Annotated in this window: 24 protein-coding genes and 1 pseudogene; 12 read left to right on the top strand and 13 right to left on the bottom strand. The window is 51.2% G+C overall.

Annotated features, from left to right (window positions below):
* Nucleotides 1-303: 303 nt before the first annotated feature.
* Nucleotides 304-840, top strand: coding sequence for an excalibur calcium-binding domain-containing protein (locus CKV99_RS02805; RefSeq protein WP_092261130.1), 537 nt, complete (start codon nucleotides 304-306; stop codon nucleotides 838-840).
* A gap of 219 nt (nucleotides 841-1,059) precedes the next feature.
* Here CKV99_RS02805 and CKV99_RS02800 read toward each other — a convergent pair whose 3' ends face one another.
* Nucleotides 1,060-1,587 carry a DUF3800 domain-containing protein gene (locus CKV99_RS02800; protein WP_092261139.1) on the bottom strand — a complete coding sequence of 176 codons (528 nt, stop codon included), beginning with the start codon at nucleotides 1,585-1,587 and terminating at the stop codon, nucleotides 1,060-1,062.
* A gap of 81 nt (nucleotides 1,588-1,668) precedes the next feature.
* On the opposite strand from CKV99_RS02800, the gene CKV99_RS02795 reads away from it, so the two are divergent.
* From CKV99_RS02795 to CKV99_RS02785, 3 genes are all read left to right on the top strand, one after another.
* Nucleotides 1,669-1,986 (top strand): excalibur calcium-binding domain-containing protein, encoded by a 318-nt coding sequence (locus CKV99_RS02795; protein ID WP_092261131.1) that lies wholly within the window; start codon nucleotides 1,669-1,671, stop codon nucleotides 1,984-1,986.
* Nucleotides 1,987-2,278: 292 nt separating this feature from the next.
* On the top strand, nucleotides 2,279-2,764 hold the full coding sequence (locus CKV99_RS02790) for a helix-turn-helix domain-containing protein (RefSeq protein WP_197697204.1): 486 nt from the start codon (nucleotides 2,279-2,281) through the stop codon (nucleotides 2,762-2,764).
* A 3-nt stretch (nucleotides 2,765-2,767) separates the two neighbouring features.
* A complete protein-coding gene (locus CKV99_RS02785) occupies nucleotides 2,768-3,337 on the top strand; it encodes a PIN domain-containing protein (RefSeq protein WP_092261134.1) in 570 nt (189 codons plus the stop codon).
* A 487-nt stretch (nucleotides 3,338-3,824) separates the two neighbouring features.
* On the opposite strand, the gene CKV99_RS14460 is transcribed toward CKV99_RS02785, so the two are convergent.
* Nucleotides 3,825-4,031 carry a hypothetical protein gene (locus tag CKV99_RS14460; protein WP_092261136.1) on the bottom strand — a complete coding sequence of 69 codons (207 nt, stop codon included), beginning with the start codon at nucleotides 4,029-4,031 and terminating at the stop codon, nucleotides 3,825-3,827.
* A gap of 298 nt (nucleotides 4,032-4,329) precedes the next feature.
* On the opposite strand from CKV99_RS14460, the gene CKV99_RS02775 reads away from it, so the two are divergent.
* Both CKV99_RS02775 and CKV99_RS02770 read left to right on the top strand, forming a co-directional pair.
* Nucleotides 4,330-5,499 carry a nucleotide sugar dehydrogenase gene (locus tag CKV99_RS02775; protein WP_092261138.1) on the top strand — a complete coding sequence of 390 codons (1,170 nt, stop codon included), beginning with the start codon at nucleotides 4,330-4,332 and terminating at the stop codon, nucleotides 5,497-5,499.
* Between the two features lie 280 nt (nucleotides 5,500-5,779).
* On the top strand, nucleotides 5,780-6,493 hold the full coding sequence (locus CKV99_RS02770; protein ID WP_157728361.1) for a transposase: 714 nt from the start codon (nucleotides 5,780-5,782) through the stop codon (nucleotides 6,491-6,493).
* A 3-nt stretch (nucleotides 6,494-6,496) separates the two neighbouring features.
* On the opposite strand, the gene CKV99_RS14675 is transcribed toward CKV99_RS02770, so the two are convergent.
* Nucleotides 6,497-6,844, bottom strand: coding sequence for a hypothetical protein (locus CKV99_RS14675; RefSeq protein ID WP_231910150.1), 348 nt, complete (start codon nucleotides 6,842-6,844; stop codon nucleotides 6,497-6,499).
* Here CKV99_RS14675 and CKV99_RS15050 point away from each other — a divergent pair.
* On the top strand, nucleotides 6,782-7,288 hold the full coding sequence (locus tag CKV99_RS15050) for a transposase (protein ID WP_408607557.1): 507 nt from the start codon (nucleotides 6,782-6,784) through the stop codon (nucleotides 7,286-7,288). The two genes, CKV99_RS14675 and CKV99_RS15050, sit on opposite strands and share 63 nt — an antisense overlap.
* Before the next feature lie 220 nt (nucleotides 7,289-7,508).
* Here CKV99_RS15050 and CKV99_RS02755 read toward each other — a convergent pair whose 3' ends face one another.
* Nucleotides 7,509-8,339 (bottom strand): glycosyltransferase, encoded by an 831-nt coding sequence (locus tag CKV99_RS02755; protein ID WP_157728359.1) that lies wholly within the window; start codon nucleotides 8,337-8,339, stop codon nucleotides 7,509-7,511.
* 191 nt (nucleotides 8,340-8,530) lie between these two features.
* On the opposite strand from CKV99_RS02755, the gene CKV99_RS02750 reads away from it, so the two are divergent.
* Nucleotides 8,531-8,872, top strand: coding sequence for a transposase (locus CKV99_RS02750; protein ID WP_095114657.1), 342 nt, complete (start codon nucleotides 8,531-8,533; stop codon nucleotides 8,870-8,872).
* 114 nt (nucleotides 8,873-8,986) lie between these two features.
* On the opposite strand, the gene CKV99_RS02745 is transcribed toward CKV99_RS02750, so the two are convergent.
* The 3 genes and pseudogenes from CKV99_RS02745 to CKV99_RS02735 all read right to left on the bottom strand — a co-directional run bounded on the left by CKV99_RS02745 (nucleotide 8,987) and on the right by CKV99_RS02735 (nucleotide 10,854).
* Entirely contained in the window at nucleotides 8,987-9,682 is a 696-nt protein-coding gene (locus CKV99_RS02745) for an IS3 family transposase (RefSeq protein ID WP_157728357.1), read from the bottom strand.
* Between the two features lie 538 nt (nucleotides 9,683-10,220).
* Nucleotides 10,221-10,343: pseudogene (locus CKV99_RS14670) on the bottom strand (IS3 family transposase); the annotation flags it as partial.
* Nucleotides 10,344-10,530: 187 nt separating this feature from the next.
* Nucleotides 10,531-10,854 carry a hypothetical protein gene (locus CKV99_RS02735; protein ID WP_157728355.1) on the bottom strand — a complete coding sequence of 108 codons (324 nt, stop codon included), beginning with the start codon at nucleotides 10,852-10,854 and terminating at the stop codon, nucleotides 10,531-10,533.
* 109 nt (nucleotides 10,855-10,963) lie between these two features.
* On the opposite strand from CKV99_RS02735, the gene CKV99_RS14215 reads away from it, so the two are divergent.
* From CKV99_RS14215 to CKV99_RS02715, 4 genes are read left to right on the top strand one after another with little or no spacing between them, the layout of a single operon-like run.
* A complete protein-coding gene (locus CKV99_RS14215; RefSeq protein WP_143063483.1) occupies nucleotides 10,964-11,557 on the top strand; it encodes a hypothetical protein in 594 nt (197 codons plus the stop codon).
* Nucleotides 11,557-13,605 carry a glycosyltransferase family 2 protein gene (locus CKV99_RS02725; RefSeq protein WP_092260846.1) on the top strand — a complete coding sequence of 683 codons (2,049 nt, stop codon included), beginning with the start codon at nucleotides 11,557-11,559 and terminating at the stop codon, nucleotides 13,603-13,605. Before CKV99_RS14215 ends, CKV99_RS02725 begins: the two co-directional genes overlap by 1 nt.
* A gap of 11 nt (nucleotides 13,606-13,616) precedes the next feature.
* Nucleotides 13,617-14,246 (top strand): hypothetical protein, encoded by a 630-nt coding sequence (locus CKV99_RS02720; RefSeq protein WP_092260848.1) that lies wholly within the window; start codon nucleotides 13,617-13,619, stop codon nucleotides 14,244-14,246.
* On the top strand, nucleotides 14,243-15,358 hold the full coding sequence (locus tag CKV99_RS02715; RefSeq protein ID WP_092260850.1) for a glycosyltransferase: 1,116 nt from the start codon (nucleotides 14,243-14,245) through the stop codon (nucleotides 15,356-15,358). Before CKV99_RS02720 ends, CKV99_RS02715 begins: the two co-directional genes overlap by 4 nt.
* 85 nt (nucleotides 15,359-15,443) lie before the next feature.
* Here the strand turns inward: CKV99_RS02715 and CKV99_RS02710 are convergent, their stop codons facing one another.
* The 6 genes from CKV99_RS02710 to CKV99_RS02685 are packed head-to-tail and all read right to left on the bottom strand — an operon-like array spanning nucleotide 15,444 to nucleotide 22,734.
* On the bottom strand, nucleotides 15,444-16,319 hold the full coding sequence (locus CKV99_RS02710) for an ABC transporter ATP-binding protein (RefSeq protein ID WP_157728353.1): 876 nt from the start codon (nucleotides 16,317-16,319) through the stop codon (nucleotides 15,444-15,446).
* Nucleotides 16,303-17,247 (bottom strand): ABC transporter permease, encoded by a 945-nt coding sequence (locus CKV99_RS02705; protein ID WP_231910149.1) that lies wholly within the window; start codon nucleotides 17,245-17,247, stop codon nucleotides 16,303-16,305. Before CKV99_RS02705 ends, CKV99_RS02710 begins: the two co-directional genes overlap by 17 nt.
* A 15-nt stretch (nucleotides 17,248-17,262) precedes the next feature.
* A complete protein-coding gene (locus CKV99_RS02700) occupies nucleotides 17,263-19,356 on the bottom strand; it encodes a glycosyltransferase family 2 protein (protein WP_092260856.1) in 2,094 nt (697 codons plus the stop codon).
* Nucleotides 19,353-19,997, bottom strand: coding sequence for a hypothetical protein (locus CKV99_RS02695; RefSeq protein ID WP_092260858.1), 645 nt, complete (start codon nucleotides 19,995-19,997; stop codon nucleotides 19,353-19,355). Before CKV99_RS02695 ends, CKV99_RS02700 begins: the two co-directional genes overlap by 4 nt.
* Complete coding sequence (locus CKV99_RS02690) at nucleotides 19,994-21,310, bottom strand: glycosyltransferase family 4 protein (protein WP_092260860.1); 1,317 nt, start codon at nucleotides 21,308-21,310, stop codon at nucleotides 19,994-19,996. Before CKV99_RS02690 ends, CKV99_RS02695 begins: the two co-directional genes overlap by 4 nt.
* A complete protein-coding gene (locus tag CKV99_RS02685; RefSeq protein ID WP_092260861.1) occupies nucleotides 21,307-22,734 on the bottom strand; it encodes a glycosyltransferase in 1,428 nt (475 codons plus the stop codon). Before CKV99_RS02685 ends, CKV99_RS02690 begins: the two co-directional genes overlap by 4 nt.
* Between the last annotated feature and the right edge of the window lie 11 nt (nucleotides 22,735-22,745).

Below are 22,745 nucleotides of genomic sequence, written 5' to 3'. Positions count from 1 at the left end.
GTCAATCAGCTGTGCTGAAAGTGCGCCACACTTTCACGCTTACTGTCAGGACAGCGGCTTTTTCTAGCAGGTGCAGGGGGATAGCCACAACCGCCAACACTTTTCCCTCAACCTATTTTGGTTGCGGTGTGCCTCCTCCCGTGTTCAAGGCACGCTTAACGACGACTCCTTGACCAGCGACCACACAGGGGTGCGGCCAAAACTACCCCCACAAGTGTTGATAATCCAGCTTTTCACAATAGTTGTGGAGCTTTTCGGCCAATACCCCACTTTTCCTTGCCGCATAAAGTAAACATAATTGTTATGCGTTCAAAACTAATCGCAGTTGCCACCGCTTTGGCCGTCGCAACTTCTCCCACCTTTGTCGCCCATGCCGAAACTGATCCCGCAACAGAAATCCAGGTTCAGGCAGGGGCAGAAAACCAAACCCGTGAGGATGAGGGTTCTGTTGAGTCCAGCTCGGAAAGTTCTGAAGAATCCCTTTCTTCTGGGTCTTCCCTGTCTTCTACAGACGACAGTGGATCAAGCAGTCCGGGCCTTTGGATCGGGCTGGTTGCGGTTGCAGGGGTTGTCGCAGCAGCTGCCGGCGGGGCGTATTGGGCAATCCAGGAGCACCTCATACCTAACCCTCTGCCCGGTATCATTCCTGGTCCGGCACCAGCACCTGCACCGGCCCCACAGCCAGCACCACAGCCAGCACCCAGCCCATCAACCACATATAAAAACTGCACGGATGTGTGGAACCGCCTTGGCCGCCCAATCTATGCAGGCGAGGCTGGCTACAATCACCGCCTTGACCGCGACAAAGACGGCGTGGGCTGCGAATACGACCCGCGCTAGTCTCCTACTTTTCTAAGTACCAGCACACGTGACCTCGCGGGCATCCTGTTCACAGGGTGCCCGCTTTTCTCTTCTACCTGTTTCCCGCGCGGCGTAGTGCCTCATGTCAAGATGAGCGCGAAATGATCACCCACATTCAATCTGTTAGATTGGAGTTACGACGAGCCGGTTACCGGAGCGTTGTCGCCTGGAGCCGCGTAGGCTCCAGAGCTTTTTATCCTAGGGAAGCCATTTACGTTGGTGCACAACCGCAGACCCAAGAGCTTTGACTAGTCGTTTCGTCACCTTTCTCCCAGCTTTGCTCCCACCTGTTTCCTCACGATAGCGGCGAAGTATGTAAGCCGACATATCAGCGGCCTGGACGCCTCTACTGCTTCGAGAGTCAACGAACTCAATATCCCCGCCAACGCAGAGGAATTTTTGGCTGCGATAGACCGGGGTATTGACGCGCGTGAATGCCTTTACTCCCTCGTCAAAATCGTTCTGCTGTGGAACTATGTCGACGTTGACGTTACCCATCTCGCTGGTACCGGAGCAGTACTCACTGACGCGTTCGAGCATGCACCTCAGCGTAATCTCGTGTGGGCTGTCTGGGTATCTATAGCGCACGTTGAGTCGTTTCACATCAACTCGTACGAGATATACTATAGTGCCCGAATTTTGAGTCACGTGTATCACTTTCTGGTTGATGCTCGCACAGGCACCAAAGTTCCCTCTCAGACTTTCCCAGTCATTCAATCCATTCATGAGAGCGTACTCGTGAAATTCGGACGGTGTCTTCCTAAATTCCATCACCTTGCTACCCTTGCTTCTCTTTCCGCCACAGCTATGACGACCGCAGCCCGCGCGGAAAGCCCAGGCAATACCGCGCAAGCAACACTTGAAGGTACGGCGACCGTCACCCAGGTGACCACAACCACGGTTAGTTCAACCACCACGGTCACAGAATCTCTGCCTGCTGTCATTGTCACAGAGACCGTGACCGTTGAGCCTGCTACCGCCCCGGCAGCCGCGCCTGCGCCTGAAGATGTGTACTTCGCGAATTGTAGCGAGGCAAGAGCAGCTGGCACCGCCCCGATCTATGTCGGCGAACTTGGGTACAGGAGCAAAATGGATCGCGACGGCGATGGCCTCGCCTGCGAATAGCCACGCCAGCTTGCGCCCGCGCCCGGGGCGTTGCATGCTTGCCGACGCGCAACCCACGATCCAGCTACCGAAACCCAATTTCCGTCACAGCACGCCTCCGTTCCGGAGCCAAATCCGCCTCGCCACTAGGACTGCCGAAAGCGCTCTGGCCGGCCCCGGTGCCCTACCACCACCCCATTTCACCCGACTCCAACAATCCTTAAGAACTACCCCGGATCACACTCTGATCCTAGCTAAAATTTCTACCCCGCGGGGTATTGCGATTATTTCGATTAATTGAGAATATTGATCTATGGAAACCACCGAAAGCACTCGACCTAGAACCGATAAAAGTCAAATGGTAATCCCTCCAGGCAGCTCTGACCTTGAAGAATTGATTGACTTCTCAAAATTTCTTTCAAATGCAGGCGCTGAAGCCATGCTTCTCGGCCCAGATGGCCAGCAGGTCTCGCTTCCCCGGGAGGTTTTTGAAACCCTAGTGAAGGTCGCCGACGCAATGGCCAGAAATCAAGCGGTGGCGCTTACTCCTGTAGATCACAAACTTACCACCCAGCAGGCAGCAGATTTCCTGGGTTTTTCTCGTCCAACGCTGATCAAGATGTTGGAGAATGGGTCGATCCCTTATGAGAAAATGCCGAATTCTCGCCATCGGCGAATTCTTCTCACGGATCTGCTCGCATTCCAGGAAGATCACCGCCGAAAACAGCATGAGATCCTCGACTTCCTGACCGCAGATGCAGAAGACGCCGGTCTTTATGCAACTGATTCGGAGGATTAGATCTTGTCAGGGTTTCGTGTTGTTCTTGATGCTTGTGTCTTGTTTCCGATCGTCCAAACGGATCTACTTCTTAGTTTGGCGGTAGAAAGGCTTTTCGTCCCTTTATGGAGCGAGCGGATTGCAGAGGAAGTAATCCGTAATTTAGAAAAGAAAGGTATCCTTCCACGCAGCAGGTCGATCACTCGTTTTTCTGCGATGAATCAGGCATTTCCAGATGCTTTAGTCACTAACTGGGAGGACTTGGAAAAGGGTATCCAAGGGCTTCCTGACGATGATGATCGTCACGTTGTCGCGGCGGCGATTGAGGGAAACGCCTCTGCAATTGTGACAGAGAATACTGCTGACTTCCCTGCGACCGCCCTTGCTCACCATGGATTGCACGCAAAGAACTTTGACGAATTCTTGCTTGATGTTCTTGATATCTCACAAGACACGGTCATCACTGTGATTCACCAGATGAGCGCCCGCAGGAGAAAACCACCGATAACGCCCAAACAACTTGTCAAATCGTTTCAACCTTTTGCGCCCGGTTTTTCCACGGCAGTCATATCAGCGATGGACTCCGCTCCATAGAAAGGAGAATTACGCAACCGCTATAGCCCAAACTATCCAACTCCCAAGCCTCATTCGACCCCGGATCCATAGCATCAGGAACTTCCCATACAGGCATGAGCCTTAAAAGGTTTCTAGGAATCTGACTATTCCATCCAATGTCTGTTCTACCAAGCTGCGCCATTAAGGAATGGGTTATACACGAAGGCGCGACGGGCCGACTAAGCCCACCAGCCACGATTACCATCACACCAAGAGAAAGTTGCAATCTAAAGTTGACAGTAGCGTCGTCCACAAACTAAAAGATCCTTGCCATGCCACCGAATATGAGCACCTGAGAGTGAGACGCTTGGCTTGTCACTCCAGAAAACCGGCGAAGAAAAAAGATGAAAGCAGTCCGAGCAGTGAAGCTCTACCATTTCAAAGATCTGCGATTCTGCCGTATCTAAATTGAGTTCAACAATGCTCCGGAAATCCAGGTGGTGTACCAAGTCACCGTTTTCCATAGTCAGGAGAAGGTTCGCAACAACTCTATCCCCTCGTCAAGGGTCTTGAGGCAAAAGTAGACGTTGTTCACCTTCAGCTCGTAATCTCCGCTGTGCATCGCCTGATTAGCATGCCGACGCGCCTGATTAAATTTCTTCCAAAGGTCAGTAGCGATTTCTCCCTCAAGATCCTTGAGATTCTCATTGAGATTGATATGCGTCGGTGACACACCGAGAACATGCGTATAAATGATAGGAACGGGGGTTTTGAAGTGGTGTGGTGATGGTTGTGAAGCACCGCAGTGATAGTTGTGATGTGGGGGTAGTTGTCACTGCGGTGGCGGGGGTGGGCCTTACTGTGGTAAGCGCATGTTTGGCCCGTCGAGGTTGATGATTTCAGCGTTGCCGATTATTCGGTTCATCAGTGATTCGGCGACGACTTCTCGTTAATGCCGTTCAGCGAACTGAGCTCGGGTATTGTTTTCCTAACGTAGCTAGTTACACATTAAAATTATTAAGGAGGCGATCGTGAAAATCGCTGTATTTGGTTTGGGATATGTCGGCCTCTCAATCGGGGTACTTCTTGCGCAGCACAACACAGTGCATGCCGTAGATATTAATCAGCTACGCGTTGATTCCCTGAACAACGGTATTTCTCCTATCGGGGATGATGACATCTCCGTTTTTCTAACGACCAAATCTTTGGATCTAAGCGCTACTACTGATGCTGTAACAGCGCTCGATGGTGCAAAGTTCGCCGTCATCGCCACACCTACTGACTACGATGACGAAACTGATTTTTTCGATACTGCTTCTGTTGAATCAGTCCTTCACCAAATCCAGGAGATCTCCCCTTCAACCATCGCCGTCATCAAATCGACAGTCCCGGTTGGTTTCACCCAGCGCATGTCAGAGAAGTTTCCTGAACTCACTATTGTTTTCAGTCCGGAGTTCCTCCGTGAAGGTAAAGCTCTTCACGATAATCTCTATCCGACACGCATCATAGCAGCAGCTAACGACTACAAACGAGCTAAAGACTTCGCTGATCTTCTTCTGCAGTCCTGCCTCACTCCGGAGGTCCCGGTCCTCATTACTAACACTACAGAGGCAGAAGCAATCAAACTTTTCAGTAACACTTATCTGGCCATGCGAGTTGCCTATTTCAACGAGTTGGATACCTTCGCATCAGCTCACGGGCTTAACTCAAAGCAGATCATTGACGGGGTTAGTTTGGATCCTCGCATAGGCGACCACTATAACAACCCTAGCTTTGGCTATGGCGGGTACTGTTTGCCGAAAGATACTAAACAGTTGTTGGCTAATTATCGAGGGATTCCGCAAACAATGATCAGCGCCGTGGTGGAATCAAACCAACTCCGCATGACCAGTATTGCAAACGACATCGCGTCGAGCAGCCCTAAAGTTGTAGGTATCTATCGGCTCACTATGAAGTCAGGCTCAGACAACTTCCGCTCTTCTTCAATCCAAGGCGTTATGCAACGATTGCACGATCGTGGCATTGAATTAATCATCTACGAACCTGAGATCAGTCAAACTACCTTTTCTGGGCACAAAGTAGAAAATGATCTCAACCGCTTCTTTGAGCGTTCTTCCATTATCTTGTCCAACCGCTGGTCAGATGATCTTGAACCTGTAAAGGAAAAGGTATACTCCCGGGATCTCTACCGTCGAGATTAAAGATCGAATGGCAAAGAGTAGCCGGGACCACTGGCTTGGTCTGGTTTCTAACCCGGATTTTTCATGGGGGGGTTAGGGTGTTAGAGCCGAAAATGTAGGCGGGTGAGCTTTCTGACCGGGTATGATTTGAAGTTACGACACTAAAATCATCAAGCAGAAAGGTTCACCCTTATGGTGAAAACCACTTATCGCATTGGGTCGGATAGCAACAACGTTATTTCGTCTGCCGGGGGGTTGTTAGTAAGTGAGATGTGTGCTTTGACCAGGATTGATGAGTGTATTGACGCTGAATTTGTTGATCAACCTCCGTGGCGTCACCACTTTTGTTGGTACCTCCTTGGTCACGATGGCTCACGCCTTGTGTTTAGGTGGCGATGACATCAAAGACTGTCAATTGGTTGCCCCGACCACCAGGGCAGACAACACTCGTGGTCTGTCTGTTGCCACGATGTATCGCAAACTCAAAGCTGTCGGGGATGATGAGGCCGCCAGCACGCGGTTAAACACAGCGATTGCTCGGGCTCGTCACCGAGTGTGGGCACAGCTAGAAGACTGTAATCCCGCGTGTGTGGCCAGTATCGATAACCCCATGGTTGTTGATATTGATGCCACGTTAATTGCGGTGCATTCCGATAAAGAGCAGGCCAGAGCCAACCGCGGTAACTATGGATACCATCCCCTGGTAGCAGCAGTTGATTACGGGGATCAACTCGGCGGGGAAATCCTGCGCATTATGTGCCGGGCCGGAAACGCTGGCGCAAACACCGCAACAGATCACATCACCATGCTCAGCTCCATCCTTGACGCGGTAGGACATAGTCATGGCGATGGCACCCCGTGGGGCAAACGCCTGGCTATCCGGGTGGATGGAGCAGGAGGAACGAAACAATTCTTACAGCATCTTCACGACCAAAAACTGGGGTTTATCGTGGGTTTACCCACCACACACGCCATTGTTGCCCTGACCCACGATCTCACGCAATCCGGTGTCTAACCACTACGACCAGTCTCTGAAATCACCGCTGATGCCATCACCACACTCTTCGACACCACCAACCACACCACCAAGGGGTCGGATCCCACCACTACCAGCACCACAAACACCACGCAGGACAGTGCTGATAGCGATGGTCAGGCCAGCGCACCAGCCGGGATCATTGATGCGTTGTGCTTGCTGCTTAATAACGATCATCTTCCCGATGAATACATTGCCGATATCACCCCGCTGCTGAAGCTTGGTGGGTATAACACTCGCCTGGCCACAGACGATTACCCACCAGATATGCGTGTGATCATGCGGGTATCCTACCCACAGTCCGGGGCTCGTCCCACGACCTTGGATCATAAAGGCCGACGCCTTCAAATCTGTGGCACCAACCTGGACTTAACACCAGCAGAACGTGACCGATTGTACTACCAACGCGCCAGATGCGAACAACGCATCAGTGAAGCTAAAGAACTCTCACTGACCTCCATGCCATCAGCATCCTTTGCGATCAACACCATATGGGCACACGTAGTAGGCCTAGCCCATAGTCTTTTGTCCTGGATCAAACTGCTCAGTTTCCACCACGCCACCACCAGCACCAACCCCACCGACCCACACTGGCATAACATCTGGTCATGGCAACCGAAAACACTCCGGGCCAGAGTCCTGAGTACCGCAGCCAGTATCAGCACACACGCTAGGACAATAACCATCAGATTTGATACCTACAACCGCTACACCAACCTACTCAAACGTATCCTTGCAATCATCAGAAACCACGCCCAACCCCCATCACGCTAAACCTCACCACACCGGGCACACACCACCAACACGCACGACACGAAGACCCTAACCGCAACACACCACACGGACAGACCCCAAAACCACCCAAGGTTGTTGGGGACCTAGCCAACCCCACACCACCAACACCACACCCTAACCCCCAATGAAAAATCCGGGCTAGGACCACGCCAGTGACCCCGTAGCGTAACTCATTTAGAGTCTGACGCAGATGTTCTTCTTATGTATTTCCGTTCTCAAGGTACATTTTAGAGTGGGGGAACAGAATGTCGAGACTTATCTCTTTATCTAATTCTGGGTACCGCTTCAAGCTGTCCTTAAGCGCTGTCAGATCGGCACCTGCATCCGTACCTACAGTGGTGTCCTGCTCTAAAGTCATGAGCCTGATATAACTCACGTACCGGCCATCTAAAATGAGAGGAGCATGTGTATCTACCGAAGTGTGACTGTTGTATTTGGGACCTTTAAAAGATATCCCCTTCCTTACTTCACATACTGATGTAAGGCCTATAGCGATCTTTGGCCAGTATGCCTCTCTGACATTCGTGATTCCTCCATCCCAAACGGCCACGACGCCTCGCGGGAAACTTACCACCATACCGACGTTATGGGGATGAATGTACTCTGACATCCGATCGAAAAATGTCTTAGAGACGATATCGTCATCGTCGAGTCGGTATTTTCCATAAACACCATTGCCGTTAAGAACTTCGGCCGCAATACTGTCCGGACTCATGGGAGTCTCGCCTACTTCGAGTGGGTCAAGAATGATGAAATCGTACTTTGTAGCTGACTCTTCCAAGAAAACACGATACTTTCCTGGAAGCTGTGTGGAGTAACTTATTATATGCTTTAACTCAAGCTTTCGCGCAGTATCAGCGAGAGTTGGTAACGTTTGCTCTATAAAAATAGTATTTCGATCCTCGAGACGCTTCTCTGAAAATAAATAATCCTTGTATTGTTGGTATGAGCTAAAAGCGTCTCCACGGCTTACACGCCAAGCTTTAGAATCAGGGGCTAGTATGCTGTAGCGAGTCTGTCCGACGATCATTGTTAAGCCTTCCTTTACATAGGCCATGGAGTGGTCTGGTTTTTAGGGCCACTTAACTTAAGCAGCTTATAACCATTGTTTCCTGTATTCCTCTGACGGGATGAACCCTAATGCCGAATGAGGTTGATATATACTGGCGTGCCATGATTCTGGTGGACAGTGAAACTCACTGATCTGGAAGGTGAGTGATCATGCCTCGTCAATATTCTGAGCAGTTCCGTCAGCAATGTGTTGACGCTGTTGTTGTGTTAGGTAAGACCCGGGCTGAGGTCGCTGTCGAGTATGACATCGCTACCTCGACCTTGGGTCGCTGGGTCGCCCAACAGCAAGGCACCGCTGGTACCGGTTCAGGCAGTCATCGCCGTAAGGCTGACCCGAACTTGGATGACCCTGCCGAAATGGCCAAACGTATCGCTGAGCTGGAACGAGAAAACGAGTTTTTAAAAAAAGCGTACTACCTTGCTTCGCCAAGGAGCACTAGCCCCGGAAATCTATCCGGTGATCTACCACTTTGGGCAAGCAAGGCGCCGTAAACCCACGGTTTCCGGTGACCATGATGCCCAGACTGCTTGAGGTATCGACCTCCGGGTACTACGCATGGCGTGCCAGGCTGGACTGAATCGGCCTGGGTTTTTGAGAGAGGCGTGTTAGGCAGCCTCGAGGGCTGATAGTTGAAAGTGGTTGGTGTATTTCTCGGCTGGTGGGATATTCCCGATCGACGAATGCAACCTGTGCGTATTGTACCAGTGGACCCAGTCGATGGTAGAGGTTTCTACATCCTGAATGTTTCGCCAGGTCGCAGCATCAAAATCAATCAATTCAGACTTGTAAAGCCCGATAGCTGACTCCATTAGCCCATTATCGTATGCATCACCAACGGTACCGATCGAACCGTCCATCCCGTGACGGAGCAGAAGTTCTCGCAGATCACTCGAGGTGTATTGAGAACCTGCGTCAGAATGGTGGATGACCCCAGCGGACTGGAAGGACGGATCCTGGCGTTTTCGTATCGCCAGTGCCTGTTCTAAGGCACGTGTGACCAGGGTATTATTCCGGATGCTATCGACCACAACACCCAAGATTTCGCGGGTGTAGACATCCTCAACGAAGCTGGCATACACCCAGCCCTGGGAGGTGTAGACATAAGTGAAGTCCGCCACCCACCACTGGTTCGGGTGTGTGGCATCCTTCCACGCGCGTTTAATCCGGTCTGCGAAACGTGGATCGCCGTTGTTGCGCACAGTCGTGCACCGGGTCTTTTTACGCAGCACACCCGTGATTCCCACAATGTTCATCAACCGTTGCACCTGGTCACGCCCGATATCCCACCTGAGTTGGGTCATTTTAGTACGACAGTTTAGGTAGTTTTCGAGGAATTCTTGGATATTAGCTGGATTTGATGTTTCAGCTTGCATTGTTTGGCCTGCGACCTTGATGGTGCAGCTGTGATATTTCTTGAGAGTTCGCACGATTCGTTTCAGCAATAGGCCGGAGATGTGTTATCCGCACAGGATTATGCGCGTTACCTGTTGTGCCCACATCAACTCCAAGACCAGCACGATCAAGTGCCAGTTGGGTTTGCTCACCGTCAGTAACACACTGCGCCTTTGTTTTAGCACCGCGACATCATCGTCATTGTGTGCTTATTCATTGTTGTGACCACGCACGGGTTTACGATACCGATATCCCTACACGGTTTTGGACAGCTATAGCACTAGAGGCATTGGTAAACATACGGGTCTTCGGTGACATAGTTAACAGCTTAAACCTACCCCCATGAATACCCTCTTAGTACGACATTTCGCACTAATCCGACGTAAACCTGCCGGTCACAATGTCAATATGATTTACCACACCCCAAAATGAGCCAAGTCAGGTTTTACGCAGCACACCCGTGATTCCCACAATGTTCATCAACCGTTGCACCTGGTCACGCCCGATATCCCAGCCTGAGCGTCTGGCGGCATGCCACAGTTTGCGTCTGCCGTAGACGCGCCTGTTCTTTTTCCACAGGTCATACAACCTGTTGGCGGCATAGGCGTCTTCAAGATCGGCGTGAGTCGGACCGAAGCCACGGTCACGATACCGGTAGTAGGTTGCAGGACAAATGTTGTATTCATGCTCATTAAGCACCTGTCTCATCCGCCCGGGTGGAATACAGGTGCCGAGTGATGGTGGAGAAACTCCACAATCACTTTAGTTTGCGCTCGCACTCCGCCTGGGCGAAAAAAGCTGATGCCAGCTTCAAGATCTCGTTAGCTTCTTTCAGCTGGGCTTTTTCTTTGCGCAGCTTCTTCAACTCGGCATCTTTATCGGCCTCGCTGACCTCTATCGCTTCTTCATTGTCGTGTTCGGCCTTGCGTGTCCAGTTACGCAGAGTGGATGCCTTGATTCCTGTTTTGGCTTCGACATCACGAATCGCGGCCGCCTTCGATGGCGCCCCATCGGAAAGGATATCGAAGTACATCCTCACTGCACGCTCGCGGGTTTCCTGATCATAAGGGCTGATAGCCATGGTGTAACCTCCTTGGGTACATCATGCCCTCTCACAAACCCAGTCCGCTTCCTTAGTTGAGGTAGGAACTAAACCCAGGACGCTTCAACTTGATGTAGCATTCAAATGAATGATAGTTGAAACCACAAAGGACAGAGATCTTATGCCCTCACAGGAAGCCGGGAAAGACATATACGAAAAAGTCCGACGACGAGTCCAAAATTCACTAGAGCCACGCCGCTTGCAGCCTTTGAATAACAAACTTCAGGCTATACCTACCCCACGGGCGACTGTGCCAGCACACAGGGACCAATCAATCAAAGGGTTCGACTTTACCTGGCTTATTCCAACCTCAGAAATAGTATTCACAATGTTCACCGGCCCCTCTCCCACTAAAGATAAAGACTACCTAATAACACTGGAAGAGGTAGCAAACGTAGAACTCGGAAGCAACCCCTTAAGCAAAAGGTGGGTATATTCCGAAAGTCTTCAACGAATATACTGCTACATTCCCGGAACCAGTGCGGATTCCGGCGTCGATTTGCCGGTATTGAAGCTCCCGAAACCAACTGACGCTCTCTCAATCAAAGTTCACTTCTGGAACGCACAGAAAAGCACATTGGATGAAACGGCAGTATTCAAGGGTATAACTGCCGAAGCAACCTCAGCGTTAGACACGGCTGGCACCAGATCTCTCATCCAGATTGAAAAGAAAGTTTGGTAATGGAACTCACTATAATCATCGGCTTTCGGGATTGGGGACTTGAAAGATTAGAGCTTTCTCTAAAGTCACTCAAGAACTGCATTAAAGACCTAGAGGCTGAAATTATCGTTTCAGATTTCGGCTCAGCTGATACGGAATCAGTTCAGTCTGTGTGCGAACGAATGGACGTAGTTCACCATTTCACTCAAGCGGATCACTGGTCAAGGTCAAAAGCGATCAATAGCGCGTTTGAGATCTCTAAAGGAAGAATTATCGCGATGACCGATGCCGATATGCTATTTACTCCCGATACATTTCAGCACATAGTTACCGCAATCGAGAGCAACCCAAACAGCGCTGTCGCAGTTCAATGCCGAGACTTACCACAAGAGCTAGATGCCTCTGGAATTCGAGAAAACTTTGGAAACTGGTCCTTTATCGAAAGTAAAGCCCACTTACGCCCAAGATGGGGGATGGGCGGCCTATTCGCAGTACGGAGAGAGCTGTTTAGCCTTCTCCGCGGCCTGGACGAAAGAATGCACACTTACGGTGGCGAGGATCTAGACTTTGCAAAACGCGCCCAGGACGCTGGCAATCGCATTGTTTGGCTCGAGAACTCCGATGTACGAATGTACCATATTTGGCACCCCTCATCTCGAGCTGTTGCAAGTGTCTCTCCTGCCGGATCTCAGGCAATCGCCGAGAACAAAAAGCTTTTGGAACGCGATCCCACAATAATTAGAAACACCACTGGAAAAGTTTATTTCCGTGATCCCGAGCATCCCATTGTTAGTGTTGTGATAGCTAGTCGCAATCGAGGGGATCTCATAGCAGAATCAATCTACTCCGCCTTAGCTCAAACGGTTCTGGATTTAGAGGTAATTGTTGTAAATGACGGATCCGACGACAATACGCCTGAGGTAGTACTTTCTATCGATGATCCGCGCCTTCGCTTGATCAATATCGAACCATCGGGAATTTCCAAAGCGAGGAATACGGGCACCCAAAACGCCCGTGGTCATTTCATCGCCGTCCTTGATGATGACGACCTTATGCCCATCAATCGCCTGGAACGGAGTCTACGTGCCATCCAAAAGGGCTATCAAGCAAGTTACGGTTCATTCGTTAACTTCACACCAGACACGCGGGAGTTTGGATTAAACGTATCGAAATTGGGTTTTGGGGAATCAACTATCTCCGGAAACGGAGATGCTCCCGGACATTCGACTTGGTTGGTTCCTCGTAAATTGATGGAACTCGTGCCTTACGATGAAACTTTGACCTCTGCAGTTGACAATAACGTGGCGATTCGACTCGCAGCTTTGGGCATAAAATGGAAGCATACCGAGCGTGTACTCCTGATGCGGCGGCTACACGATCGTCAAATCTCCGAGCACGATGGTGACAACCAAAAGAAAGCTGCAAAATCTGCACAATTCTGGTTTGAGTCAATTTCCGATCGAGAGACGCGCAAGGTCTCCAAGGCTAGCTATAAGAATATAAAGTGGCCCAACCTTCCCGAGAAAACTGATATGTTTAGTCACGTTGGCGCCTGGCTGCCAGACGAATTAGTGATCCGTGATGTCTTCTACACTGGGGAGTTGGGCTCAGCGCATTGCTATTTAAATTCAAGTGGGAAGCTTCAAGGCAAGGTGACGTTATACCAAAACGGCGAGGCTAAATTCGAATCAGGATACCTTAGTGCGGTTACCTGGAAAGACATGGCTTTAATGCGCCGAAACGGCTTGCAGTTCCAAGTCGCCCGCCATTACTGGAACGATGGGGTACGTAAAGGCGTTAATCCCGTCGATATACGGTCAAGTTTGCGCCAAGCAGTTTTAGAACACTGCCATGTCAAATGGGAAGGGCACACCTTCCGGGTCAGTGAAGGTGCCGCTGCGAGCTCGACAAATCTTCTCATTCTTGAAATTCTGCTCGAAGTTCGAGGCCTGCAGGATGAAGCAATTTTCTTGACGGAGACTGAAGCGCCTTCCGGTTTGATAGCTCCTCAGGCAGCACCTGATAAAAACGAACTCCCAGCAAATGAAAGTCTAATTCGTTTCAGTTAGGAGGACAAGGTATGCAGTTCGAATTTCAAGAGAACGGTCGTGGTGTCTTAATAATTCAGCCTACAGCTGGAGGTAGATGGGACGCTACACCAATCTTCAACCAGTTCTTGATTGACTATGTTCCGATTCACCGCCATCCAGATAGAGATGCAGTTGTGCTCACACTCCTGTTCGGGGACTACTGCGCTGGGACATTGCAATTTCCTTCTAGAATCAACGCGGTAACTGCTGCTGCGATAACACGCTACTGTTCACCTGCGGCAGTCTTCATTGGCGATGTCGATGACGGCCCCAAACCAATTTTGAATGGAATTACAAGACTACGAGTACGCAAATCCAACCAACCTCTCGTCCGAGAAGATCTTGATCAAAGTGACCGTGAGCTCGTTTTGTTTCCTCGCTCGCAACACCTTGGAAGGATGAATTGGCTCCGAGGGATGAGCGTTAGCGCTAATGCTGAGTTATTGGATATGGAAGGCCCGGAACGAGCAATGCTTGCTGCGGCGGTTCTAGTAGCCCAAGATTTCGAATCAGCCTCTATCGAGTTAACCTCGGCGTACCCGAATCACGTTTTTTGGGGCAAGGCTGCGGATCTACTATCTTCGGTTGGATTGGGTTTGACGATAAGGGGGCTTAAATGACCAAGATTCTCTTGTGTACCGCGACCGATGCGGAATGGGGCGGACTCCACGAAAATGTCGCAGCTTTTTCGAAAGCATTAATACAAAATGGTAACCAAGTAGTTGCCCTGGCTCGGCATGGAAATTTTTCTGAAGTACTCTCATCAATAGGAGTGACCGTCGTCCCAACAGACTGGGCGAATGACCTGGTCGAATCTTCCGACTCCGTCAAAAGAGACCACCCCGACATCGACTTAATTTATGCTACCCCCATCAAGTCGAGACGAGCCGCACTGATGCTCCGCCATGATTTGAACGCACCGTTGGTAATGGCATTTCACGGCCATTACGCCGATGAGGTAGGTCGATGGAAAGGAGAAGTCGATCGTTTCATTGCAGTGGCTCCCGCAATTGAGCAACTTCTCACTGGATATGCTTTGGTTCCTTCCTGGAAAACACACACTATTTACAACGGGGTTTCCGATCATCTATTCGAGTTAGAACCTCTTTCCTTAGAAGACAGGATCAGCGAAGGACGTGCTCGCATAGTCATGGCTAGCCGTCTAGAGCCTGATAAAATCCAACAACAAGACGCGATCTTCAAATTAATCGGGTCTCTACCCAAGACGGCATCTGGTAAGGAGTTAGAATGGGAGGTCGTTGTACTCGGTGATGGCTCCCACAGACATGCTTTTGAAAACACTGCAAGAGAATTTACACGCGATATTCCACACATTTACTTCGATTTCAGGGGCTGGGTTGAGCCGAGCATCGTTGAAGATGAAATGCGAAACGCTGTTTTGACAATCGGCGCGGGACGAACCGCTATCAAATCTATAGCTATAGGTACCCCTGTTTTTGCAGTGGGAAAGTTTGACGCTGTCGGGCTTCAATGGAATGAGAATTTGGATACCGGAGTTTGGTGTAATTTCGGGGATTATCCCCTACCTCAGGACTCTCCCCGCACACAAGCATTTGCAACTCAATCTACAGTTAAGGCCCTGAGTGACCCGCAGCTCTTCTTAAACATTGTGCACCACGCTCGAGCTAGAATCCGAGGAACGCACTCCCAATCGCTGGTTGATAGGCAAACTCTCGGTGCACTCACTCCCTATATTCGAGGGCCCCTCTAGCAGTTGGGCGGTCGCCGAAGTGAAATCTTCAGACCGCCCAAACACCCTCCCAACAATCCATTAGCAGGACCTTTTGAAGACATTATTATTGAGGCTTTGCATTATCAAACACCACGAAAGGTGGTGTGTAGTTGGCGCGGACTTCATCTAGGAATTCGTAGGCGGGGCCTTTATCGTCCTTGCCCATTCTGCGGGCCCACTCATGATAGAGCGGACAAACATCGTCGGTGGTGCCATCGGCAATGATTTTCCCACGATAAATCCAAATCGAGCGAGAACACAGCTTTTCTACGGTACCGATAGAGTGAGAAACCAAAAAGAGGTTACCGGCTTTATCCAGCAGTTTTTGCATCCGCTCTTCTGCTTTTGCCCCAAATGCTGCATCACCAGTGGATAGGGCTTCGTCGATAAGCAAAATCTCCGGCTCAATCGCAGTAGAAATGGCAAACCCAAGACGTGCCGTCATACCGGAAGAATAAGTAGCCATGGGGCGATGGATCGCCTCGCCAAGTTCAGTCCATTCGGAGATGATAGGGATCTGAGCCTTAGCTTCAGTAGGTGACATACCTACAGCGAGGCAGCCAAGATAGATATTCTGCTCACCACTCAAGTCACGCTGCAAAGCCGGTGTAACGCCCAAAAGAGTGGGCTGCGAGCGGACAAAAACCTGACCACTAGTGACGGCTTCGCCACCAGAAATCATACGCAACAGAGTAGATTTTCCAGAACCATTCAACCCAATAATGCCCACTGAATCACCGGCACGGGCCACCAAAGACACATCGTGCAAAGCATTCACCACAGTCTTTTTACCCACATGAGAAATAGCGGCCGCATCAGTGGACTGACTGCCAGAAATCACATACCGCTTAGAAACGTTCTGGACTGCCACGGTGGCATCAGAAATATACTCAAACCGTGGGATTGCCTCCGGATTTGCTGAATTAGGCGAACCTGACATAGCGTTCCTCCGCCCTCCAGAAGTAAATAAAACCAACGGCGAATGTGCCAAAAGACCAGGCACAAAGAACGAGCCACGTAGAAAGAGTGGGCACCGTAGCGTAGATGGTTGCATCACGGATAGCGGTAAGTAGCTGATACGCCGGATTCAGCGACATTGCTGTGTAGATGATCGGATCAGAGGCGAAGCGTTCCACTGAATACATCACCCCAGAAAGGAAAAACCACGCCTGGGTACCCACCCGAATCAGCGCCTGCAAATCTGGAATGACCGCAGTGGCGCGTGCAGCCAGAAACATCAAACCAGCACCAAAAAGGTGTAACAAAAAATAAAGAGGGATTACCAACATCAAAGTCCAACTGGGGGGCATGTGATACTGCGCCAGCAATGCCAACACAATGGCCACTAGTGCTGGCACCAAATTATCAATGCAGGCTCGGATCGATTGTGACAACACCAATGATGCGCGGGGAAACTGAAATGCCGTGATCATGCCCTTGGAGGCTTTAATCAGCCCACTGCCCTGCCCCACTAAACCTGTAAGCATGCGCATGAAGATAATTCCCAAAACGAGAAACCCGACAAAATTATCAACACCGCGCGACGTTTTAAGGAGAAAACCAAAAAGGAAACCGTACAGTGCAACGTCGAGAAGCGGATTGACCACCAGCCAAAACCGCCACAACCGGTAGTTTTTAGTTGATTTGAGCGCCTTAGACCGCGCATCCGCCCAGATGAAGTGTCGCCGATCCCATGACTGTTTGATATAGTCCGGCAACCGTGGCCGCGAAGTCACTGGATCGAGTTCGCTCGCCTCAACAATCAGCACTACTCCCGAATGATTCACAACCGCTTCATTTAGGGCTTTAATGTTTTCTTCACGTAAACGATGCCTGCCTGGCCGACCCATCTCAGCTCCTTTCTCCACTTCTGCTACACAAGCCTAACGCTGTGCTCCGGCAATCTCGTGCAGCGTAGCCCGGATAGACTCCGCTTCACCTACCGTAGAACGATAAGCGGTACTCAGCTGTGATAACGGCGATCCAGGCTCGACAATCGACCAGATATCCGAACCACCCCCCAGATAGTCCGCATACTTTGACGGGAGAAAAGGATTCTTACTGAACGACGAACCACTGGTGGTACTATCTTCCACCACTAAAACATCATAAGTGCCCGCCTTGCGCAAAAACTCCAGATATGGCACGAAAGGTCGCACTTCTACTGTGCCTTCCAGCCCTTGGCGCGCAACCGCCTCCGCGAGACCTTCACCATTATTGCAGTAAATAGTCAGGCTAAGCCTGGACCGTGTAGCAGGTGGAAGTTGAGCAATCTCCTCCACCAAGTGCCCAATACTGCGGTTTTCATAAAAGTTACCAAAGTAGGCCAGGCTGCGAACATTGGTTGTGTGGTTGTAGCCCAAGGGTTGTTGTTTGTCATGCTGACTCTCAGCACGGTAAAACTCACTGGACAACACCGGATGGGCAGATATTTCAGCCTTTGAACGCACCTGCTGAGCAAGTTCCTCCGGGTAACTCTCTAGCATGACCTCCATCTGATTCTCGTTTGTAAACAGCACCTTATCGGCTAACGCAAAGGTGCAGTATTCCACAAGATCAAAGTGGGTCTCTATTGGAAGGCGCGCAAAATTAGTTGTGGAAAGCACATCGTGCAATCGGCGGGTCACTTCGCCATTGCTCAGTGGACCTGCGCGGTGACTACCCACCGAGTCAAACCGAAGCGGATCCGAAAACTCAGCCACCCACTGTAACTCCGGGCACTGTGATTTAATCAAAGCACCTGCGGCTAACGAGCCAGACCACATCGCCCGGGTGTACACGGTGGAATACCTCCGGCCAGACCTCATCCACTTCTTGGCGGTTTTTTCTGCCTGCTCGGCAAATTCAGAGATTAACGGCCAATTGGCAAAACTTGCGGGGCGATTAATCCTTTCATGGCGCAGCACCCACGGATCCACAATGGCCCAAGTGGAACGATCAGTCCCGCGCACTGCATCCATATTCGCAGAAATCACGTCTACATGGCGCTGCGCTGTAGCAATCCTTTTTGCCACCACATTCGCTGCAGTATCAGAATACGGTGGAAAACAATACGAGATAACAAGGGTATCAGTAGTTTTTGGCTGGACCAGCGACCACTCCAAGCCGGTGAGTTCGCGAACTGCTGCCTCGGTAGCCACCTGAGCGTAGACCTCCGAATGTCCATTGAGATATTTCACCACAAAGTTGAATTGTGACCGCACCAGCGGCAAGGCACTACCAGTACCCGGCGCGCTGTCTTCGGTACGGCGCAGTGCGGCGATCACATCCAGACGCTGGCGCACATTAAAGTCAAAACTTTCGGGCTTGCGGGAGACTGAATCGTCGCGCAAGATTCTTCGGTAAGATGCCCGAGTGTTTTTGGGGGCTACCACTGCCTCAATAGTGCCTGGATACAGCAGGTGGGAGAAGAACACCACATCTTCACCACTTGCGAGGTGCTCTGGGTAGCGTACACCTTCCAGCAGTGCGCGGGGCACAATCTTTGCCGCGTTGAAGCCTAGAGCCCATGCAATGGAGGAAATATGCACTGTTTTTCCGCTCAACATGCTAATGCGGGCACCAAGGGATGAAGGCAGTTCCTCTCCTTCGAGGGTTTCATCCCTCATAGGCATCAGCACAATGTAGTCAGGTCCGCTAAGCTCATAGCCCACCTGAAGAAACTCCGGGGAAAGATAATCATCATCATCGACAAATGTGATGTGGCTGTGGCGAGCCAGATTCAGCCCAATATTGCGGGCTTGTCCCGCCCCAGCACCTAGGTACCGTACGATTCGCAAGGGAAGTGCCGGATACTCGTTTTCCAGTGTGTGACGCAGCTGGTCAAAGTTATCAATCTCACCGTTAACCACCACGATCACATCAATAAACGCCCTATCAATCGTCTGGGCTGCTAGCGAGTCGAGGGCCCGACGAATGCGCAGGTCACCGCGGAAGTTAGGCACAATGATGCTGATTCCAGGGGTGGGGGTATTCATCGCAGCTTCTCCAATAATTTGTACACGTAAGCAACCACTGTAGGCGGTAAGTAGGGCCTAATGGGTTTAGCTATAGCCATTAATCGGGATAAAAGCGCAGCTGCAGCAGAGCCACGCAGCGCTCGACGGCTTTGCGAAGTATCCTCGGAGGGTGGCACGGCGGGTGAGCGTTCCAGCGCTGATAAGGCGCTACTGCTCAGCGCGATCCCAGCTGCAAGTCCCTGGCGGAACAAGGTCCACGCCTCGGCGTGCGCTACGGTGGTCGCGCTACTAACCGGAGCACTCATCGTCAGACGCAACCAGCCGGAAGACGTTTCGCATGACACAAGGTGCAAATCACTGAGCTGGGCTACGGCGCCATCAATAATGCTAAGCGCAGTGGTATTCACCCAATATTCGATGGTAGTTGGGAATAGTGAATGCTGCTCACCCAAAATCTCAAGAACCTGTGCAACCTGTAAGGCTGTAAGATTCACTAAGATGACAGTATCCCACTGTCCATGACGCACCTGCTCAGGAGAAGTGGCAAAGGTGGCGCCGCTGCTAATTTCCTCTAGCTCAACCGGCGTGACAGTATCTGCAAGAATAATAAGGCTGCCAACCCCATAACGTGCTGGCCTACTGCGGTCTGCGTTGATCATTGCTGCGCAGCGCTCCTCTCCACAATCTCAAGCAATTGACGCGGCGCTACATACTCCCTCTGCTCAATAACCCACTGTCGCCCAGCATCACTGACAGCAAGTCGCTGGGAATCAGCTGCTAGTTGTTGCCACAGGGCAGCCAAAGCGTGTGGGTCTTCTGGCGCGATCACGCTACCGGCGTCTAGCTGACGGATCAAATCAGCGGCTTCACTCTGCACCACGCCAGAGATATGCAGCCCTACTGTAAACAGCTCATATATTTTTGACGGGATAGCAAAGCGCAGTGCATCCCAATCCGTGAGATGCACCAGCGCTGTATCGGCCCACGAGTAGTATTCCACTAGCTGGTCTGGGGTGGTGCTGTGCTCAACGCGCAGTGGAAAATTAACTGTTGGGGCGATATCGCGAATATCCGTCCAGGAGGCACCATCGCCAACAATGGCAAACTCAATATCTACTCCGGCGTTCTTCGCCAAACGGGCTGCTTCGATAGCGTTGTGAAGTTTCTGGGCCCGTCCCACCGTTCCCGCATACAGTACTCGCAGAGACCGTGGCGCCCGCCCCTTGTCGACTATCTTGGTGGATTCCTTTCGATAGCTAGTGCCTTCCGGGAACACATTGCGCACCGTGGTAACCCGCCGCAGCTGCCCAGCGGTTGTGGTCTTGCGCTCCCCGTGAAGTTGTTCTTCAAGCAACTTGGAAGTAGTGATTATGCCAGAGGCGTGACCTAACACCTTGTTGAGGGATTGCTCAGTCACACAGGTTAATGTTTGAAAGGCACCTTTGGATAAGACTTTTTCCCGCAGGGAAGATTTTCCCGTGCCCGTATTCCAATCATTGCTCTCACGAAAAAGCGCCGGCCAGGCATCACGCAGATCGATAATATACGGCACCTTGTACTTCACTGCTGCGAGCCAGGTCACTGATGCTGTGGGCAGCGCCGGGACTGTACCAATAATCAGATCCGGGTGATAGTCACGCAGTGCAGGAGTTTTGCCAAACACCGCAACAAGCATCGCAGCAGCCACCGAAGCCTGGTTAAAAATTCGTTTGGTCAACGACCTTCCAGAGGGAAAGAAACCACAGCGCACGATCCTCTCACCGAGTGGGCCTACCTCATATTTTTTCGCTGCACGAAAACCCTGCTGATCAAACCACTGCGTAGTAGATAGCTTGCGCTTATAGTGGGGTGGTGGCGTAATCACTGTCACCTCGTGGCCCGCCTGTTGGAGAATATCAGTAAGCCATTGCCAACGGCGCTGTGGCACCCCATTTTCCGGGTACCAATACTGGGAAAGCACTAAGATTTTCATGATTGTGGCCACCACCTTTGCCTAGTCACCCATGGCGTGATCGCTTGGGCGCGGGTTGTTCCCACCAACGGCGTAACCAGTTTCGCTACCCGGGGCAGCACACCTGTCTCAACATGGTAAGCAACTTGAGCAAGAACATCCTTTGCTTGCTTCTGGGAATCCTTCAATCCATTAAAACGGCCAGGTTCAATCAGGTGTACTTCTTCCCCGTCGTGTACCACGCGGAGCTTAGATACCGCCACCTCGCGTGCAGTATCCTGCAGCGCTAGCAGGCGAAGCGCCCGAACCTTTTCACCATCAGCAAGGAAAATACTGGTCAGAGTAGAAAACTCCCCTCCGGGAATAGTGACATACTGGAAGTGCCCGATGCGCGGATTAGGGGAACGCCCCACACCGGCGACATCATCCCCAACGCTTTTGAACCGCCCATCTTCCCCCTCAATAAGGTAAGCCACCGCGCATGTCCTAGGTTGAATACCCTCAGGGGCTGTCCCCTCAATAAAAAGGGTTACCCCCGAAGTATTCCCGGTAAATTCCAGGTGGAGGCCCTCGCCAAGTGTGTCGTCGATAAGCACGTCTGTGGCGCTGGGAGCTTGGCTGATGGCCTGTGAAACCGTAGGAAACTGTCGCCGCAGCCTAGCAAGATGATCAAAAAGCGGGAATTTATCCAGGTTCTTGACCATCTGAAGCTCTTTGGACTGATCCCCGTAGCGCAACACATTATCTTGATCGAGGTGGTTAAGGCGGAAATAGCTCAGCTCACGGGAATCAATAATCACCGGTCCATAGCGATCACTCAGATCATGAGGGCCTTCATTGGGGGAGGTCACCGAGCCGTCGTCGTTAAGCTTGCACACCGATAGTAACCCCATCGAATGCATCGGAACATGCGCTTGGCGCAGGTTAAACAGGTTCTTACCGGAATAGATGGATTCGATACCAGCAGGCAGGCTCACCACCATGCCCACGAATCTGGGATCAACGTAACGCTGCATCATGGTGAAATAGCTTTGGCTCAAAATATCGTCATCATCCAGGCGATACTTGGCAAACACCTCACCGGGGCCGATCTCTTGCGCAGCTACCGTGGCGGGATTCAGCGGCGCTGCCCCGTCAGGAACCTCATCGAGCCGCACAAGAGGATACTTCTCCGCAGTGCTATGCAACGATTGCTTAAACTTCTCTGGCAAGGAGGCAGAGTAAGACACAACGTGGATCACGCGGTGCCCTTGCGCGGCTGCAGCCAGTGCGGGAACCGACAGCTGAGTAAACACCCAATCGCGGAACTCTAATCGGTCGGGGTGGAAAAGATAGTTCCGGTAATCCTCCACCGAACGATTCTCACCTAAACTGGACGCGCGCCACGCTGGGGAATCGGGCGAAAACAAGCTATAACGGGTGTGACCTACAAACAAGCAGCTCATCAACAATGGCT

The sequence above is a fragment of the Corynebacterium cystitidis genome (assembly GCF_900187295.1).
Lineage (GTDB): Bacteria > Actinomycetota > Actinomycetes > Mycobacteriales > Mycobacteriaceae > Corynebacterium > Corynebacterium cystitidis.
The sequence above is the reverse complement of the archived record's forward strand: the minus strand, read 5'-3'. Positions and strand labels throughout refer to the sequence as shown.